Consider the following 16,231-nt stretch of genomic DNA (forward strand, 5'->3'; position numbering starts at 1 on the left):
TCCGAGTGTGGCGGCCAAAGACCACTTCTGGGCTGCCGTGGCTTCAGCCTAAGCCGCGTCTCAGGAACAACCAGATTCTGCTCCTCGAGCCAAACGCCCCTCCACCTGTGCCTCCAGCGCCCGTTTCACCTCGTCCTTCGTGCCTGCGGTGGCTGAGAGGATCTCTTCGGCGCGCAGGAAGTCGAGGACGCGGAAGCGGTGGATGGCGGGGCGGATCAGGAGGTCGGGTGGAGCGGCCTTCATCTTCATGCCGATGATCGTCTGCATCATCAGCTGGCTGGCGCCGAACATGGCATCGATCCGCCCCGGCGTCGGCGTGGCATGTCCCGTTGCACCAACCTCTGTCGTCCAGACGGTCTGGTCGGTTCCAGGCGTGCTCTTGCGAGCCTTGGCGGTGCCGGCAGCGCTGCTTCCCGTCATGGACAGCCCCTCCGGTCCGCCGACCACATCGACGCCGAGCACGATATCCGCCTGTCCCTGCAGAACGTCGAAGGGAACCGGGTTCAGGAGGCCGCCATCGACCATGGCGCGGCCCTTGACCATCACCGGCTGGAACAGGCCCGGAATGGCGGCCGAGGCGGCGATCGCCTTGCGCAGGTCACCCTCGGTCAGATGGGCCTCGCTCTGGCCATAATAATCGGTCGCGACGACGGTCAGGCGGGTCTGCAGCCCGGCGAAATCGAGCGGCACGCTGTCCGGCAGGAACCCCTGCAAAATGCGCTCGAGATGATAGGGGCCGAAGCCGAAGCCGCCGCTCATGACCTCCGCCCAGCGCGTCGGCCGCGCCTTCCAGAGCCGTCCCATCAGCTGGTCGCGCCGCGCCACGCTCGACAGCACCAGCGCACGGATGTCTTTCCCGGAAAGACCGGCAGCACAGGCGCTGCCGAGGATCGCGCCGATCGAGGCACCGGCAATGACACTCGGGCGGAGACCGAGTTCGTCCAGGGCTTCCAGCACCTGAATATGGGCAAGTCCCCGCGCGCCGCCACAGCCGAGCGCCAGGCCAATCGTCGGCTGGGTGGCGGTCTGATTAGCGGAGCACGGGATTGCAGATATTGTCGGCAACCGGCTGGCATCAGAGGGGCCGGGCTGAACCACATCGGCGGAAGCGGCGCCGCTCGGCGGCGTGTCGTTTGACGACGTCATGCGCGGCCTCTTTTGATCCGGCCGGGTTATACCGGCTCAAAACGGTAGAAATGCATGCGGGTCTCGCCGAACTGGCGGTCGTCGAGGCTGCGGAAGCCGGGTCCGGGTGCCGGGATGACATCGGCCCGCTCCTCCAGCACCGCCAGCGCGCCGGCCACCAGCCAACCTCCCGACGCCGCAGCCGCAAGGGCCTTGTCGCCGAGCCCGCGACCATAGGGCGGATCGGCAAAGAGCAAGTGGAAGGGCTCGACCGTGCCGATGCCGCCGAGATCGGTCGCGTCGCGCCGATAGATGCGCGCGCGGCCGGTCAGACCCAAGGCCTCGATATTGGTGCGCAGCAGGCCGCGACCCTCGGCGCTGGTTTCCACGAACAGCGCCTGCCGGCAGCCGCGCGACAGCGCCTCGAGGCCGACCGCGCCGGTGCCGGCGAAGAGGTCGAGAATGCGCGTGTCGTCCAGGCTTTCCGGATAGCTGTGGCTCAGGATGTTGAACAGGCTCTCGCGCGTGCGGTCGGTGGTCGGGCGAATATCGCTCGAGCTCGGCGCGGCCAGGCTCCGCCCGCGCAGGTCACCGCCGACGATCCGCATGCCCGCCTAGTTCCCGCGCCCGCGCGGCTTGCCGCCGCCGGACGGGCGGCCGCCGAAGGGCTTGGCGCCGGAAGGTTTCGACCCCGAGGGTCGCCCGCCAAAGCTCTTGCCATCGCCGCTCTTGCCACCAAAGCTCTTGCCACCAAACGACTTGCCGCCCGCTGGCTTGTCGCCGAAGGACGTGCTGCCACGGGGCGCCTTGGCGCGGTCGCCAAAACCCTTGCCGGCAGGGCGATCGCCGAAGGCAGCATCGCTGCGGGCCGGACGATCGCTGAAGCTGCGCTTGCCACCCTCGCGACCGGCAGGCCGGTCCTCGCGGTCGCCGAAGCGCCCGCCAGTCGCACGGTCGCCGGAGCGGCCGGCTTTCGCAAAGCCGCCGTCGCGGCCACCCCGGCCATTCCCGCCGTCCTCGCGCGCGGGCGGCGTGCTGGCACTGATCCACTCGCCTTCACTGTCCACCAAACGGGCCGCGCGCGGCGCGCGCTTCGGGGCGCCGCGGTCGTCGGCCTTGCGGTCGGGATCGAACTTGCGCGCACCCTTGGTCAGCTGGCCTTCCGCCGTGCGGCCATAGCGCTTGGCGCGCGGCACGCCATCGGCGCGATCGCGCCGGATCGGCGTCTCCGCCGTCTCCCCCTCGGCCCGCTTCTCGGCCACCGGACGCGCACCCGGCGCCATCCAGACATTGGCGGTGCGCTGGCGCTGGGCCGGCTGGCGCTTGGGCCGGGCCTCGAACCGGTCTTCATCCCGGCCGCCGGCCTTGCCGTCACGGCCTCCAAACTTGTTGTCGCGGCCTCCCCGGCCGGCATCTTTCGCGTCGCGGCCTCCCCGGCCGGCATCTTTCGCGTCGCGGCCTCCCCGGCCGCCGTCGGGCCGGGTGTCGAGCCGAGCGCGCAGCCGTTCGCGGCGGTCGCCCTCATCCTCGCGGAAGCCGCCTCGCTCGCGCGGTGCACTGGCGCGCGGCGACGAGGCCTCGTCCTTCTCCTCGGTGACGGCCGGCGCATCGTTGAAGAGCGGCGCCTCGAAATTGGCCTTGGCTTCCTCGATCAGCCGCGGGCCCAGCTGGTCGCGCAGCATGCGGCCGCGAATTTCCTGCACCGCGCCTTCCGGGATGTCCCCCAGCTGGAACGGGCCGTAGGACAGGCGGATCAGCCGGTTGACCTCGAGCCCGAGTGCGCCGAGCACATTCTTGATCTCGCGGTTCTTGCCCTCGCGCAGACCCATGGTGATCCAGACATTCGAGCCCTGGACCTTGTCCAGCGTGGCCTCGATGGAACCATAAAGCACGCCCTCGACGGCGATGCCGTCCTTGAGCTTGTCGAGCTCCGCCTGCTCGATCGTGCCATGGGCGCGCACGCGGTAGCGGCGCAGCCAACCGGTGGAGGGCAGTTCCAACACGCGAGCGAGGCCGCCATCATTGGTCAGCAGCAGCAGGCCTTCGGTATTGATGTCGAGCCGGCCGATCGACAGCACGCGCGGCAGCTCCTCCGGCAGGCGGTCGAACACGGTCGGCCGGCCTTCCGGATCAGAATTGGTGGTCACGAGGCCGGCGGGCTTGTGGTAGAGCCAGAGCCGCGTGCGCTCAATGCCACGGATCGGCTGGCCGTCGACCTCGATGCGGTCGGACAGCGTGACATTGACGACCGGCGTGTCGAGCACGACACCGTTCAGCGCCACACGGCCTTCCATGATCATCCGCTCGATATCGCGGCGCGAGGCGACGCCGGCCCGGGCGAGGATCTTGGAGATCCGCTGCGGCGCGTCGTCGGTGGTTCCGACCGTCTCGGCCTTGCGGGCACGGGCCGGCCTGTCGCCGCCGCTCTTGTCGAAGCGCGGCCGCTCAGCCCGCGTCTCGTCGCGATCGAAGGACCGTTCGCCACGGCCTGCACCGGAGGGCCTGGCCCCGCGCTCACCCGCAAAGGGCTTCTCGCTCCGGGCGCCCGAGAAGGGCTTGGCGGCCTTGGCAAAGCCCGGCTTGTCGTCGCGGCTGCGGCCTTCCGGCCGTCCCTCGCGCTCGGCGGCGCCGGCGAAGCCTGCCTTTGCGCCGAATTTCGATCCGCCCGGCTTGCCGGAGGATGGCTTGGACGAAGCGGATTTGGAAGCGCCGGGCTTTGCAGCGCCGAAGGCGCCACGGCCCGCGCCGCCCTTGGGCGCGTCGGAGCGGGAGGCTTTCGAGCCGGAGGACCGGGCGCCGGTGGGGCGGCCGGATGCGGCGCCGCGCGGGGGCTTGTCTTTGGATGTCATTTGTGTTGCCTGCCTTTTCGGCTCTCCTATCAGGTCGGGGCCGAAGGGTTAAGAGGAAATCGGCGCGCAGGCGATGGTCGACACCGGCGGCTTCATGGAACGGGCGCTCCGCGAGGCGCGGGCCGCGGCAACACGCGGCGAGGTGCCCGTTGGGGCCGTCCTCGTGCGGGATGGCGCCGTGATCGCGGCCGCCGGCAACCGCACGCGCGAGCGGGCGGACCCAACGGCCCATGCCGAAATCGAGGTGATCCGCGCCGCTGCCGAAGTGCTGGGCAGCGAACGCCTGACCGAGGCTGACCTTTATGTGACGCTGGAGCCCTGCGCCATGTGCGCCGCGGCGATCTCCTTCGCCCGAATCCGCCGTCTCTATTATGGCGCGGAAGATCCGAAGGGCGGCGCGGTGGACCATGGCCCCCGCTTCTACCACCAGCCGACCTGCCACCACGCCCCGGAGGTCTATTCCGGTCTCGGCGAAGTGGATGCGGCCCGCATCCTCAAGGACTTCTTCGCCGCACGGCGGTGATCGAAGATCAACCGAGAGTGCCGGAGGCGGTCGCGGCGACGCCTTTCCCGACAGCGGGTCTCTAGCCTCTGCGAAGGCCGAGCCTCGCAGGCGAAACTATCCAGCCGCGAAGTCCTTCAGCGCCTGGCCGTCGAGGCGGTAGCGGATCCATTCGCTCTGGGGCTTGGCGCCGATCGCCTCATAGCCGCGGATGGCGGGTGCGTTCCAGTCGAGCACGCTCCATTCGAAGCGGCCGCAGCCCTCGGCCACCGCGATGCGGGCAAGTTCGCGCAGCATCAGCCGGCCGGCACCGGCGCCGCGTGCTTCGGGGGTGACGTAGAGATCTTCGAGGTAGAGCCCGTTGCGGGCCTGCCAGGTCGAATAGCTCATGAACCAGACGGCAAAGCCGATCGGCTCGCTGGTTTCGACCCGCTCGCAGATCAGGGCCTTTGTGATCGACCCTTCGCCGAAGATCGATTGGCGGATGGTGTCTTCCGTCGCCTGCACCTCGTGCCGCGCGCGCTCGTAGTCGGCGAGCTCACGCACGAAGCGCAGAATGGTCGGCGCATCGGCCGCCGTGGCGCGCCGCAGGCGCAGCGGGGAGGACGTAGCGGTCATCGGATCAGAAAATTTGCCACCACTTCTTGCCGCTGCCCTGGATCTGGGCTTCCTTCTTGCGGCGCCGTTCCTTCTGCTGCTCCGGTTCGCCCAGATCGGCCATGGCCTCTTCCGGGGCCTTGCGATAGTCGAGCGGCGGATCGGAAAGCGAGCGGCGCTTGTCGGAATAGGCGCCCATCTGCAGGCGGCGGGCCTCGCGATAGGCTTCCGTCTGCTCCTGCGCCGTCAGGCGGCGGCCATTGGCCGAGGCCTTGGCAAGCGGCGAAACGTAGCCGGGCGTGTCCTTGTTGGCATCTGCCTCTTCGCGCAGGCGTTGACGGGTTTCCTCCGGGCTCTCCACCCAGGCCGGATTATCGGCAACGGCCGACTTCTGCGGCGCGACGAGGGCGGCCCGCTCCTGGCTCGGCGGCAGGACAAGGCTCGGGCGCGGCTGGTACTTGATGTTCTTCGGCGTGCCGGCATCCATGCTGACGGAGGAGCCGAGGTCGTCCATCAGCTGCTCGCCGGCGGTCTTGTCGGTGCCATAGGTGGGGCCGCCAATGCAGCCTGTCAGCGTCAGGCTGGCGACCAGAACCGAGACGAGGCCGGCGCCGGCCCGAAACTCACGTGTCATACGCATGAAATCCTTCCAGCCGAGCGCGGTGCCGGAGCCCCTTGCCCCTCAGACCGTGCACCCCGCATGCCCGTTGCCCGTCCCCTTGGCGGAGAAATCCGCCGAATTTCAGGCAGGTTTACCGGATCATGCGCAGGAGCGCAATTGACCCGGCCCCCTGCCCGTAACGGCCCGGCGCCTCAGGCGCCGTAGCCGAGCTCGCGCAAGGCCGCCGCATCGCGGGCCGAGACATCGGGGAAGGCCGGATCGCTGCCGACATCCGTCGTCACCTTCCAGGAGCGGGCGCATTTGGTGCCCTCGGCGAGCTTCGGCTCGACGGCGACCGTTGCAACATCCTCCGGCCGGAAGGCCTCGGCCGGGCCCTTGCCCGGCACGACCGTGATGGCGGAGGTGATGCAGATCTCGGCGAAATCGAGGCCTTCCAGCGCGGCGAGGAGGTCCGGATCATCGACATGCACCACGGGTGCTGCCTCGAGCGAGGCGCCGATGCGCTTGTCCTTGCGCTCGATCTCCAGCGCGCCGGTGACGGCGCGGCGCACGATGCGCACCTTGCGCCATGTCTCGGCCACCGCCTCGTTCCGCCATTCGGCCGGGATCGTCGGGAACTGCTCGAGATGGACCGAGACTGCGGAGGGATCGCGCGAGAGCCAGGCTTCCTCGGTGGTGAACGGGATCATCGGCGCGAACCAGAGCACCAGGCAGTCGAAGAGCTTGCGGATGACATGCAGCGCCGACCGGCGCTTCAGGCTCGAGGGCGCCTCGCAATAGAGCGTGTCCTTGCGGATGTCGAAATAGAAGGCGGAAAGCTCGACATTGGCGAAGTCGGTCAGCGCGCGGGTGATGCGCTTGAAGTCGAACTCGTCATAGGCCTTGCGCACCAGCTGGTCGAGTTCGGCCAGGCGATGCAGCATCAGCTTTTCAAGCTCGGGCAGATCGGCGTAAGCGATCTCCTCGCCCGTGTCGTGGGCGAGCGTACCCAGCATCCAGCGCAGCGTGTTGCGGATCTTGCGATAGGCATCGATATTGGTCTGGATGATCGTCTTGCCGACGCGCAGATCTTCGGCATAGTCCGAGCTCATGACCCACAGCCGCAGGATGTCGGCGCCCGCATCCTTCATCATGTCCTGGGGCGCGGTGACGTTCCCCTTGGACTTCGACATCTTCTCCCCCTTCTCGTCCATGATGAAGCCGTGGGTGACGACGGCATCATAAGGAGCGCGGCCGCGCGTCGCGCAGCTTTCGAGAAGCGAGGAATGGAACCAGCCGCGATGCTGGTCGGAGCCTTCCAGATAGACATCGGCCGGCCATTTGAGGTCCGGGCGGTCTTCCAGCGTGAAGGTGTGGGTCGAACCTGAATCGAACCAGACGTCGAGAATGTCGGTGACCATCTGCCAGCGTTCGCCGTCATGGCCATTGCCGAGGAAGCGCTCCTTGGCGCCGGCCGCGAACCAGGCGTCCGCGCCTTCCTTTTCGAAAGCGTCCAGGATGCGGCGGTTGACCTCTTCGTCCTTCAGGACCTCGCCGTCCTTGTCGGCGAAGACGCAGATCGGCACGCCCCACGCCCTTTGACGGGACAAGACCCAGTCCGGCCGCTGCTCGATCATGGCGCGCAGCCGGTTCTGGCCGCCGGCGGGGACGAAGCGGGTCTCGTCGATGGCGGAGAGCGCGCGCGAGCGCAGCGTCGTGCCGTCGCCGAGCGCCTTGTCCATATAGACGAACCATTGCGGCGTGTTGCGGAAGATCACCGGCTTCTTCGACCGCCAGGAATGCGGATATTCGTGCTTGATGCGGCCGCGGGCAAAGAGCGTGTTGGTGGCGATCAGCGCCTCGGTGACGCGCTTGTTGGCATCGCCCTTCTTGCCGTTGTCGTCGAGCACGCGCGCAGCGCCGCCCTCGGCCGAGGGGCCGAAGCCCGGCGCCTCCTCGGTGTAGAAGCCGGCATCATCGACCGGGAATGGGATTTTCGTGTCGATGCCGCGGGCCTCCAGCGCCCGGACATTCGCCATCCAGGCCTCGAAGTCCTCGCGGCCGTGGCTCGGCGCCGTGTGCACGAAACCGGTGCCGGCATCGTCGGTGACATGATCGCCGTCGAGGAGAGGCACGGGGAAGGTGTAGCCGAGATCGGCGAGCGGGTGGGCGCAGGTGATGGCGGCGAGTTCGCCCGCTTCGACCGTGCGCAGCCGCGTATATTCGAGCTTGGCCTTGGCGAAAGCCTCGCCAGCCAGCTTGTCGGCAAAGATCAGCCTTTCGCCGGGCTGGGGACCGAACTCATTGGTGGCGGCCGTCACCTCGTAGAGGCCGTAGGAGATGCGCGCCGAGTAGGAGATCGCCCGGTTGCCGGGGATCGTCCAGGGCGTCGTGGTCCAGATGACGACGGAGGCGCCAGTGAGACTGGACGGCGACAGCGTCTCCAGTTCAACTTTTAGATCCGGAAGACCACTTTGCTCATCAAGCTCTCCCGCCGAATACCATCGCGCTTCAGCGTTCTTCAACAAGCGAGCATTGGTGTCTGCCTTTACAGGAAACTTCACCCAGATCGTATCGCTTTCGACCTCGTGATACTCCACCTCCGCTTCCGCAAGCGCCGTGCGCTCGACGACCGACCACATGATCGGCTTGGAGCCGCGATAGAGCTGGCCGCTCATGGCGAGCTTCAGGAGCTCGCCGGCGATGCGGCTTTCGGCGTGGAAGTTCATGGTCGTATAGGGATGGTCGAAATCGCCCTCGATGCCGAGGCGGCGGAATTCTTCCGACTGGATGTCGATCCAACCTTGAGCGAAATCGCGGCATTCCTTGCGGAATTCGTTGATCGGGACCTCGTTCTTGTCCTTGCCGCGGGCGCGATAGGCCTCCTCGATCTTCCACTCGATCGGCAGGCCGTGGCAGTCCCAGCCGGGCACGTAATTGGCGTCGCGGCCGCGCATCTGGAAGGAACGGGTGATGACGTCCTTCAAGACCTTGTTCAGCGCATGGCCGATATGGATGTTGCCGTTCGCATAGGGCGGGCCGTCGTGGAGCACGAACTTGTCGCGGCCGGCGGCGGAGGCGCGCAGCGTCTTGTAGAGATCCATCTCCTTCCAGCGCCGGGCGATCTCCGGCTCCTTCTGCGGCAGGCCGGCACGCATGGGAAACTCGGTCTCGGGGAGATAGAGGGTCTTCGAATAGTCGATCTTTTCGGCGGTCATCGGTCACATCGTCTCTGGCGCGCGGCGCGCATGCGGGCGGATAAGGTGAAGCGGCGCGCGGGGTATCAGGTCTCGCCCGCGCAGGATCCCGGACCTCCCGTCGGCATTTCAGCCGGCGCGGAAGGCCGGGCCGGTAATTCGAAGACGGCGGACGGCGGAACACGAGCGCATGATGCCGGCTCTGTAAGGGGTTTTGGGGGCGAAAGGAAGGGGGGGAGTCCACCGTTGGCTTTGCTCCTCATCCGACTTGGACCACGCCAGTGACAACCGCGATGCTCTCGGCTTTCGCCCGGGCAGAAACGTGATAGTCTTTCGTGGTTCCTTAGCACGATGGCTCGGAGGACAGATGCAGAAGCGGACATTCTTCGTCAGGGCGGTCTGGGATGACGAGGCTCAGCTGTTCTACACCGAGAGCGATATCGTCGGCTTGCATGTGGAAGCGGCAGATCTTCCGTCGTTGGAGGCGGTCGTCACCGAGGTCGCCGGCGAACTGATCGTCGTCAACCATCCTTTACGAGCCGACGACACAGCGCCCTGAAAAAGCGTCGCTGCCTAAAAACACAGCCGCCGGTCAACCTCCCCCAACGCCGTCACGCCGCTCAAGACCGCGCGGGCTTCGGCCTCGTCCTGCTTCATCTGGACGACGAGTGCCTCGAGGCCGTCGAATTTGAGCTCGGGGCGGAGATAGGAGAAGAAGGAGACGGCGGAGACTTCGCCGTAGAGATCGGCGGTCATGTCGAAGAGGAAGGTCTCGAGCAGCGGCTCGCCATCGCTGTCGACGGTGGGGCGGCGGCCGAAGCTCGCCACGCCGTCATGGAGCGCGCCGTCCGGGCGGCGGAAGCGCACGGCATAGATGCCGGTCGCCAGCGTCACCTCCCTCCCAAGCCGCATATTGGCGGTGGGATAGCCGAGCGTGCGGCCGAGCCGCTTGCCGCCGATCACGGTGGCCTGCACGGTGTAGTGATAGCCGAGCAGGCCGGCCGCTTCCGCCACCTCGCCGCGGCAGAGATGCTCGCGGATGCGGCTCGACGAGATCACTTCGGCATTCTCGTCGCGATAGGCGTCGACGAGGGTGACGCCGAATCCCTTTTCCGCTCCCGCCTTCATCAGGAAGGCCGGGCCGCCTTCGCGATTCTTGCCGAAGTGAAAATCGAAGCCGGTAACGACATGGCCGACCTTCAGCCAATCGATCAGAACCGTATCGACGAAGGCCTCGGCCGAAAGGGTGGAGAAGGATCGGTCGAAGGGATATTCGATGACGGCGGCGAAGCCGAGGCCTTCGAGGATCTGCGCTTTGAGCGGTGCGGGGGTGAGGCGGAAGACCGGCTGATCGGGACGGAAGGCGGTGCGGGGATGCGGCTCGAAGGTGAGCACCAGCGCCGGCACGCCGCGCGCCTGCGCTTCGGCCAGCGCCCGGTTGAGCACCGACTGGTGGCCGCGATGCAGCCCGTCGAAATTGCCGATGGCCACAACGCCGCCTTCGAGCGGAGTGGGCAGCGGCACCTTGGTTTCATTGCGATGAAAGACGGTCATGGTGCTTAAGCGAGCCTCGGCATCCACCATTTCGGCGAGACGCCCTCCTTCTTCAGAAAGGCATTGAGCCGGGTTTCGTCGGTCTTCTCGCCGGTCATATATTCGGCGGCATGGATGCCGGCGGCGATATAGAGCAGGTCGATGCCGAACTCCTGGGCGCCGCGCACGTCGGTCGGCATGCCGTCGCCGATGGCGAGCACGCGGGCACCTTCGAAGGGGCCGCGGGCGGCGCGCGCCTCGCCGATCGCGGCGCGGTAGATCGGCTTGTGCGGCTTGCCGGCAATGCGCGCCTCGCCACCCAGCGTGGCATAGACCTCGGCGATCGCGCCGGCGCAGGGGATCAGCTTGTGTCCACGCTCCACCACGAGATCGGGATTGGCGCAGATGAAGGGCACGCCGCGCCGCGCGAGCGGCGTCAGCGTCGCGCGATAATCCTCCGGCGTCTCGGTCTCGTCATCATAGAAGCCGGCGCAGACGATGATCTCCGCATCGGCCGCCGAGACCATCTCGACGCCGAGGCCCTCGATCAGCGGCAGGTCGCGCTCGGCGCCGATGAAGAAGATCTTCTTCGGCCCTGCCTGGATCAGCGCGCGGGTGACATCGCCGGAGGTGACGATCCGGTCATAGGCGGCATCGGGCACGCCGAGCCCGCGGATCTGGACGATGACGCCCGGATGCGGGCGCGGCGAATTGGTGATGAGCACCACGGTGGCGCCGCGTTGCCGGGCCTCGGCCAGCGCCAGCCCCGCCTCGCGGAAGGCGTCGACGCCGTTGTGCAGCACGCCCCAGACGTCGCACAAGACCACATCATAGCGGCTGGCGATGTCTTTGAAGCTGTTGATACGCACGGCCATCGGCAGGTCCAGTCCCATTCTCTCTGCCCGATCACATCGCAAGGTCGGCGCGAAAACACAAGTCTTGTTCGCCACCCTCCTTGCATTGCGATCGCCTAAAGCCGTGCGAGCAGCAGGCCGGCACCGCCGCAGAGGAGAAGCGTCAGCGGCACGCCGCGCTTGAGACCGAAGAGCAGGAGCGCGGCGAAACCGGCGAGAAGAAGTGCCTGCGGCTCGAAACTCGAGAGCTCCGGTACGGGCACGGAGAGCGGCCCGATCTCAGACCTATCCACACGCGCGAACAAGACATGCAGGGCGAACCAGACGGCGAGATTGAGGATGACGCCGGCCACGGCGGCGGAGATGGCGGAAAGAGCGGCGGAGAGCCGGCGATTGCCGCGCAGCCGCTCGACCGAGGGCGCGCCGAGGAAGATCAGATAGAAACAGGGCACGAAGGTGACCCAGGCGGCGAGCGTTCCGCCGAGAAGCGCCGCCACCACCGGATCGAGCCCGCTTGCCTCGCGGAAGGCCGCCATGGCGGCGACGAAGCTCAGGACCAGCACCAGCGGCCCGGGCGTCGTCTCGGCCAGCGCCAGACCATCCAGCATTTCGCCCGGCCGCAGCCAGCCATGGGTCTCCACCGCCTGCTGGGCGACATAGGAGAGCACCGCATAGGCGCCGCCGAAGGTGACGACGGCAATCTTGGCAAAGAAGATGCCGATGGCGACGAAGATCGTGCCATCGAGCAACGCTGCCAGCGCCACCGGCGCCATCCACAGCGCAGCCCAGATCAGCGTCATGCGCAGGATTTCCGGCGCGCGACGGCCGGGCGGCGCGGGGTCGAGATCCGGAACGCCCGCCCCAGCGCCGCCGGCGAGACCCGCAAGGCCAATCAGCCCGGCGAGCAGGATGACGATCGGAAAGGGGACGGCGAAGAGGAACAGCGACAGGAAGGCGGCGGCTGCGATCAGCCTCGCCGCGCCGCCCTTCAGGGCCCGCTTGCCGAGCCGCAGCAACGCCTCGACGACGATGGCGAGCACGGCCGCCTTCAAGCCGAAGAAGATGGCGGCAAGCGTGTCGGTCTGGTGGTAGAGCGCATAGAGAACCGAGAGCGCCAGCATGACGGCCAGCCCCGGCAGCACGAAGAGGAGGCCGGCCACCAGCCCGCCGCGCGTGCCATGCATCAGCCAGCCGATATAGGTGGCGAGCTGCTGCGCCTCGGGCCCTGGCAGGAGCATGCAGTAATTGAGCGCATGCAGGAAGCGCGCCTCGCCGATCCAGCGACGCTTCTCGACCACCTCGCGATGCATCAGCGCGATCTGACCCGCTGGCCCACCGAAGCTCAATATGCCGATCGTTGCCCAGAGCTTCGCCGCCTCGAGGAAGGTTGGACGGACGGCAAGATCCGCCTCGCCTGGCGCCAGTGCCTCATTCCCGTCGCGAACCGCTGCCATGCTCTACCCCATCTCTCGCGACCCGACAGGTCGCCACCCTCGCGCCTTGCCCGAGTATCCGTGACGAGACGATGACAGCGCGATCCAGAGCGTGACGGATCGGTGAAATCTTGCACAGGAGCCCGTGCCTCATCTTGACAGCCGCATGAGGCCAACTTATCTCGACCACGCTGGCACTCGCCACTGGGGAGTGCTAACATCATCCGGCGGATCGGCTCGAGGAGCGATCCGCAGCGTCATTTGATCGAGGGATAAGACAATGACAAGCACCAACTTCCGTCCGCTGCACGACCGCGTCGTGGTTCGCCGCGTCGAGTCCGAAGCCAAGACCAAGGGCGGCATCATCATCCCGGACACCGCAAAGGAAAAGCCGCAGGAAGGCGAAATCGTTGCCGTCGGCACCGGCGCGCGTGACGAGTCCGGCAAGGTGACCCCGCTGGACGTCAAGGCTGGCGATCGCGTGCTGTTCGGCAAGTGGTCGGGCACCGAGGTCAAGCTCAACGGCGAAGACCTGCTGATCATGAAGGAATCCGACATCATGGGCGTCATCGCCTAAGTCGGATCATCCATCCATCCTGAACGAATAACCATGGGGCAATCCGCCCGGGAGTTTGAAAAATGGCAGCTAAAGAAGTCAAGTTCGGCCGCACTGCGCGCGAAAAGATGCTGCGCGGCGTCGACGTTCTCGCCGATGCAGTCAAGGTGACGCTGGGCCCGAAGGGTCGTAACGTCGTGATCGACAAATCCTTCGGCGCACCGCGCATCACCAAGGACGGCGTTTCGGTCGCCAAGGAAATCGAGCTCGAGGACAAGTTCGAGAACATGGGCGCACAGATGGTGCGCGAAGTGGCCTCGAAGACCAACGACATCGCCGGCGACGGCACCACGACCGCCACGGTTCTCGCCCAGGCGATCGTCAAGGAAGGCAACAAGGCCGTTGCCGCCGGCATGAACCCGATGGACCTGAAGCGCGGCATCGACCTCGCCGTCACCGCCGTCGTCAAGGACCTGCAGGCCAAGGCCAAGCCGATCTCCACCTCGGAAGAAGTTGCCCAGGTCGGCACGATCTCCGCCAACGGCGACAAGCAGGTCGGCGCTGATATCGCCGAAGCCATGCAGAAGGTCGGCAATGAAGGCGTCATCACGGTTGAAGAAGCCAAGACCGCCGAAACCGAACTCGAAGTCGTCGAAGGCATGCAGTTCGACCGCGGCTACCTGTCGCCCTACTTCGTGACCAACCCGGAAAAGATGGTCGCCGACCTCGAAGACGCTTATATTCTCCTGCACGAGAAGAAGCTGTCGAACCTCCAGGCCATGCTGCCGGTTCTCGAAGCCGTCGTTCAGACCGGCAAGCCGCTCCTCATCATCGCTGAAGACGTCGAAGGCGAAGCGCTGGCGACCCTCGTCGTCAACAAGCTGCGTGGCGGCCTCAAGATCGCTGCCGTCAAGGCTCCGGGCTTCGGCGACCGCCGCAAGGCCATGCTCGAAGACATCGCCATCCTGACGGGCGGCACGGTGATCTCCGAAGACCTCGGCATCAAGCTCGAAAACGTCACCATCGACATGCTCGGCCGCTCCAAGAAGGTTTCGATCTCCAAGGAGAACACGACCATCGTTGACGGCGCCGGCGCCAAGAACGAGATCGAAGGCCGCGTGGCCCAGATCAAGGCGCAGATCGAGGAAACCACCTCGGACTACGACCGCGAAAAGCTGCAGGAGCGCCTGGCCAAGCTCGCTGGCGGCGTTGCCGTCATCCGCGTCGGCGGCTCGACGGAAGTCGAAGTCAAGGAAAAGAAGGACCGCATCGACGACGCGCTGAACGCAACGCGTGCAGCCGTTCAGGAAGGCATCGTCCCCGGCGGCGGCGTCGCCCTGCTGCGCTCCTCGACCAAGATCACCGTCAAGGGCGAGAACGCCGACCAGGAAGCCGGCGTCAACATCATCCGTCGCGCCCTGCAGTCGCTCGTTCGCCAGATCGCCGACAATGCCGGTGACGAAGCCTCGATCGTGGTTGGCAAGATCCTCGAGAAGGATGACGACAACTTCGGTTACAACGCGCAGACCTCCGAATATGGCGACATGCTCGCCATGGGCATCGTCGACCCGGTCAAGGTCGTTCGCACGGCCCTGCAGAACGCTGCATCGGTTGCCTCGCTGCTGATCACCACCGAAGCCATGATCGCCGAGCTTCCGAAGAAGGAAGCTGCCGGCGGCATGCCGGGCGGCATGGGCGGCATGGGCATGGACGGCATGATGTAATCATCCCGTTCGGCGAAAGCCGGATGAGACGGAAGGCGGCCTCGCAAGGGGCCGCCTTTTTTTGTTCAAATACCACGGGCGCCCGAACACCGTGGGCATAGCTGCCAAGCCTGCCGCTGCGCCATGTGCGGCCCCCTCCCCGAGCCCTTCGCCGTTCCAGCCGGCGCCCTATCTCCTTCCGCGTCTTGGAGAAGGGAAAAGCCGATGACCGATCTCGCGACCCGCTACCGCGCCTATATCGATTGCCTGAACGCCCGCAACTGGGCCGATCTCGGCCGCCACGTCCATGACGACGTCGAGCATAATGAGCGACCGCTCGGGCTTGCGGGCTATCGCGCTATGCTGGAAGCGGATGTCGAGGCGATCCCGGACCTCGCCTTCGTCATCGACCTCCTCGTCTGCGAGCCGCCGCATCTGGCCGCGCGTCTCGCCTTTACCTGCACGCCCAAGGCAGAATTCCTCGGCCTTCCCTTCAACGGCCGAACCGTGTCGTTCAGCGAGAACGTCTTCTACACCTATCAGGAGGGCAAGATCCGCTCGGTGCTGTCGGTGATCGACAAGCAGGCGATCGAGCGGCAACTCTGAAGGGATGCACTCGCCTGCCGAATAGAGCCGAACTGCATTGACGCATCATACGATTCTCCATTAGATTATACTTATGGATGAGATCAGGCTTATCCGCCCCTTGGCGGACATCGTTCGGGCCTATCTTCGGGCCGACCGGTGGATGCTCGGCGGCGTGATCGGCGCAACCGTGGTCGCAAGCCTCGCATCGGTCGCGGCACCCCTGCTCTTCTCGCGGCTGATCGACGGTCTCTCGCAAACGACCGTCATCGGCTCGCTGCTCCTCGGCTTCCTTGCCTATGCGGCCCTCAATGGGCTCTCCATGGCGATCTCGGAAATCGCCCGCCTGCTCGCTTATATGAGTTCGGAAAATCTGAGCTACATCGCCAGCACGCGCTTCTTCGGAAAGATCTTGAAGAAGACCAATGGCTTCTTCGTCGAGCACAACCCAGCAGAGGTCAGCGCGCCGGCCAAGAGGGCTGCGCGGCGCTGGTCCTGGTCGTCGACTTCTTCCTGCTTGCGGTGCTGCCGAGCGGTTTGCAGATCCTCCTGGCGATCGCGACCCTCGGCGCGCAGATCAATCTGGAAATCCTGGCGATCGTCTCGCTTTACGGCGTCGCCAGCGTCACGCTGTCGGTCGTCGCGATCCGCCGTGTTCAGCCCTTTCTCGACGCCGCCGTCGAAGCCGGACAGACC

The 16,231-nt window shown here is 66.4% G+C and carries 14 protein-coding genes; 5 read left to right on the top strand and 9 right to left on the bottom strand.

Annotated features, from left to right (window positions below):
• Positions 1–60: 60 nt before the first annotated feature.
• From ACLE20_RS01725 to ACLE20_RS01735, 3 genes are read right to left on the bottom strand one after another with little or no spacing between them, the layout of a single operon-like run.
• On the bottom strand, positions 61–1,146 hold the full coding sequence (locus tag ACLE20_RS01725; RefSeq protein ID WP_410938521.1) for a patatin-like phospholipase family protein: 1,086 nt from the start codon (positions 1,144–1,146) through the stop codon (positions 61–63).
• Between the two features lie 26 nt (positions 1,147–1,172).
• Entirely contained in the window at positions 1,173–1,733 is a 561-nt protein-coding gene (gene rsmD / locus ACLE20_RS01730; RefSeq protein ID WP_410938522.1) for a 16S rRNA (guanine(966)-N(2))-methyltransferase RsmD, read from the bottom strand.
• Between the two features lie 6 nt (positions 1,734–1,739).
• Entirely contained in the window at positions 1,740–3,974 is a 2,235-nt protein-coding gene (locus tag ACLE20_RS01735) for a pseudouridine synthase (RefSeq protein WP_410938523.1), read from the bottom strand.
• A gap of 73 nt (positions 3,975–4,047) precedes the next feature.
• On the opposite strand from ACLE20_RS01735, the gene ACLE20_RS01740 reads away from it, so the two are divergent.
• The gene (locus ACLE20_RS01740) at positions 4,048–4,497 is read left to right on the top strand and encodes a nucleoside deaminase (protein ID WP_410938524.1); all 450 of its coding nucleotides are present in this window, start codon (positions 4,048–4,050) and stop codon (positions 4,495–4,497) included.
• Positions 4,498–4,593: 96 nt separating this feature from the next.
• On the opposite strand, the gene ACLE20_RS01745 is transcribed toward ACLE20_RS01740, so the two are convergent.
• From ACLE20_RS01745 to ileS, 3 genes are all read right to left on the bottom strand, one after another.
• Positions 4,594–5,094 (bottom strand): GNAT family N-acetyltransferase, encoded by a 501-nt coding sequence (locus ACLE20_RS01745; RefSeq protein WP_410938525.1) that lies wholly within the window; start codon positions 5,092–5,094, stop codon positions 4,594–4,596.
• Positions 5,095–5,098: 4 nt separating this feature from the next.
• On the bottom strand, positions 5,099–5,713 hold the full coding sequence (locus ACLE20_RS01750; RefSeq protein ID WP_410938526.1) for a hypothetical protein: 615 nt from the start codon (positions 5,711–5,713) through the stop codon (positions 5,099–5,101).
• Between the two features lie 173 nt (positions 5,714–5,886).
• Positions 5,887–8,892, bottom strand: a complete 3,006-nt coding sequence (ileS, locus tag ACLE20_RS01755; RefSeq protein ID WP_410938527.1) for an isoleucine--tRNA ligase — start codon at positions 8,890–8,892, stop codon at positions 5,887–5,889.
• A gap of 346 nt (positions 8,893–9,238) precedes the next feature.
• Here ileS and ACLE20_RS01760 point away from each other — a divergent pair, with 346 nt between their 5' ends.
• A complete protein-coding gene (locus ACLE20_RS01760) occupies positions 9,239–9,430 on the top strand; it encodes a DUF1902 domain-containing protein (protein WP_410938528.1) in 192 nt (63 codons plus the stop codon).
• Between the two features lie 14 nt (positions 9,431–9,444).
• On the opposite strand, the gene ACLE20_RS01765 is transcribed toward ACLE20_RS01760, so the two are convergent.
• The 3 genes from ACLE20_RS01765 to chrA form a co-directional block, all read right to left on the bottom strand.
• A complete protein-coding gene (locus ACLE20_RS01765) occupies positions 9,445–10,425 on the bottom strand; it encodes a bifunctional riboflavin kinase/FAD synthetase (protein ID WP_410938529.1) in 981 nt (326 codons plus the stop codon).
• Between the two features lie 5 nt (positions 10,426–10,430).
• Positions 10,431–11,279 carry a TIGR01459 family HAD-type hydrolase gene (locus ACLE20_RS01770; RefSeq protein WP_410938530.1) on the bottom strand — a complete coding sequence of 283 codons (849 nt, stop codon included), beginning with the start codon at positions 11,277–11,279 and terminating at the stop codon, positions 10,431–10,433.
• Between the two features lie 95 nt (positions 11,280–11,374).
• Positions 11,375–12,712, bottom strand: a complete 1,338-nt coding sequence (gene chrA, locus ACLE20_RS01775) for a chromate efflux transporter (protein ID WP_410938531.1) — start codon at positions 12,710–12,712, stop codon at positions 11,375–11,377.
• Positions 12,713–12,971: 259 nt separating this feature from the next.
• On the opposite strand from chrA, the gene groES reads away from it, so the two are divergent.
• The 3 genes from groES (at position 12,972) to ACLE20_RS01790 (ending at position 15,556) form a co-directional block, all read left to right on the top strand.
• Complete coding sequence (groES, locus tag ACLE20_RS01780; protein WP_410938532.1) at positions 12,972–13,268, top strand: co-chaperone GroES; 297 nt, start codon at positions 12,972–12,974, stop codon at positions 13,266–13,268.
• 62 nt (positions 13,269–13,330) lie between these two features.
• On the top strand, positions 13,331–14,971 hold the full coding sequence (gene groL, locus ACLE20_RS01785) for a chaperonin GroEL (protein WP_410938533.1): 1,641 nt from the start codon (positions 13,331–13,333) through the stop codon (positions 14,969–14,971).
• A 204-nt stretch (positions 14,972–15,175) separates the two neighbouring features.
• The gene (locus ACLE20_RS01790) at positions 15,176–15,556 is read left to right on the top strand and encodes an ester cyclase (RefSeq protein WP_410938534.1); all 381 of its coding nucleotides are present in this window, start codon (positions 15,176–15,178) and stop codon (positions 15,554–15,556) included.
• The last annotated feature ends 675 nt before the right edge of the window (positions 15,557–16,231 follow it).

Source organism: Rhizobium sp. YIM 134829 (genome assembly GCF_046546455.1).

Coding starts and splice junctions, on each gene's coding strand:
- ACLE20_RS01725 (WP_410938521.1), bottom strand. CDS start 1,146: ATGACGTCGTCAAACGACACGCCGCCGAGCGGCGCCGCTTCCGCCGAT.
- rsmD (WP_410938522.1), bottom strand. CDS start 1,733: ATGCGGATCGTCGGCGGTGACCTGCGCGGGCGGAGCCTGGCCGCGCCG.
- ACLE20_RS01735 (WP_410938523.1), bottom strand. CDS start 3,974: ATGACATCCAAAGACAAGCCCCCGCGCGGCGCCGCATCCGGCCGCCCC.
- ACLE20_RS01740 (WP_410938524.1), top strand. CDS start 4,048: ATGGTCGACACCGGCGGCTTCATGGAACGGGCGCTCCGCGAGGCGCGG.
- ACLE20_RS01745 (WP_410938525.1), bottom strand. CDS start 5,094: ATGACCGCTACGTCCTCCCCGCTGCGCCTGCGGCGCGCCACGGCGGCC.
- ACLE20_RS01750 (WP_410938526.1), bottom strand. CDS start 5,713: ATGCGTATGACACGTGAGTTTCGGGCCGGCGCCGGCCTCGTCTCGGTT.
- ileS (WP_410938527.1), bottom strand. CDS start 8,892: ATGACCGCCGAAAAGATCGACTATTCGAAGACCCTCTATCTCCCCGAG.
- ACLE20_RS01760 (WP_410938528.1), top strand. CDS start 9,239: ATGCAGAAGCGGACATTCTTCGTCAGGGCGGTCTGGGATGACGAGGCT.
- ACLE20_RS01765 (WP_410938529.1), bottom strand. CDS start 10,425: ATGACCGTCTTTCATCGCAATGAAACCAAGGTGCCGCTGCCCACTCCG.
- ACLE20_RS01770 (WP_410938530.1), bottom strand. CDS start 11,279: ATGGCCGTGCGTATCAACAGCTTCAAAGACATCGCCAGCCGCTATGAT.
- chrA (WP_410938531.1), bottom strand. CDS start 12,712: ATGGCAGCGGTTCGCGACGGGAATGAGGCACTGGCGCCAGGCGAGGCG.
- groES (WP_410938532.1), top strand. CDS start 12,972: ATGACAAGCACCAACTTCCGTCCGCTGCACGACCGCGTCGTGGTTCGC.
- groL (WP_410938533.1), top strand. CDS start 13,331: ATGGCAGCTAAAGAAGTCAAGTTCGGCCGCACTGCGCGCGAAAAGATG.
- ACLE20_RS01790 (WP_410938534.1), top strand. CDS start 15,176: ATGACCGATCTCGCGACCCGCTACCGCGCCTATATCGATTGCCTGAAC.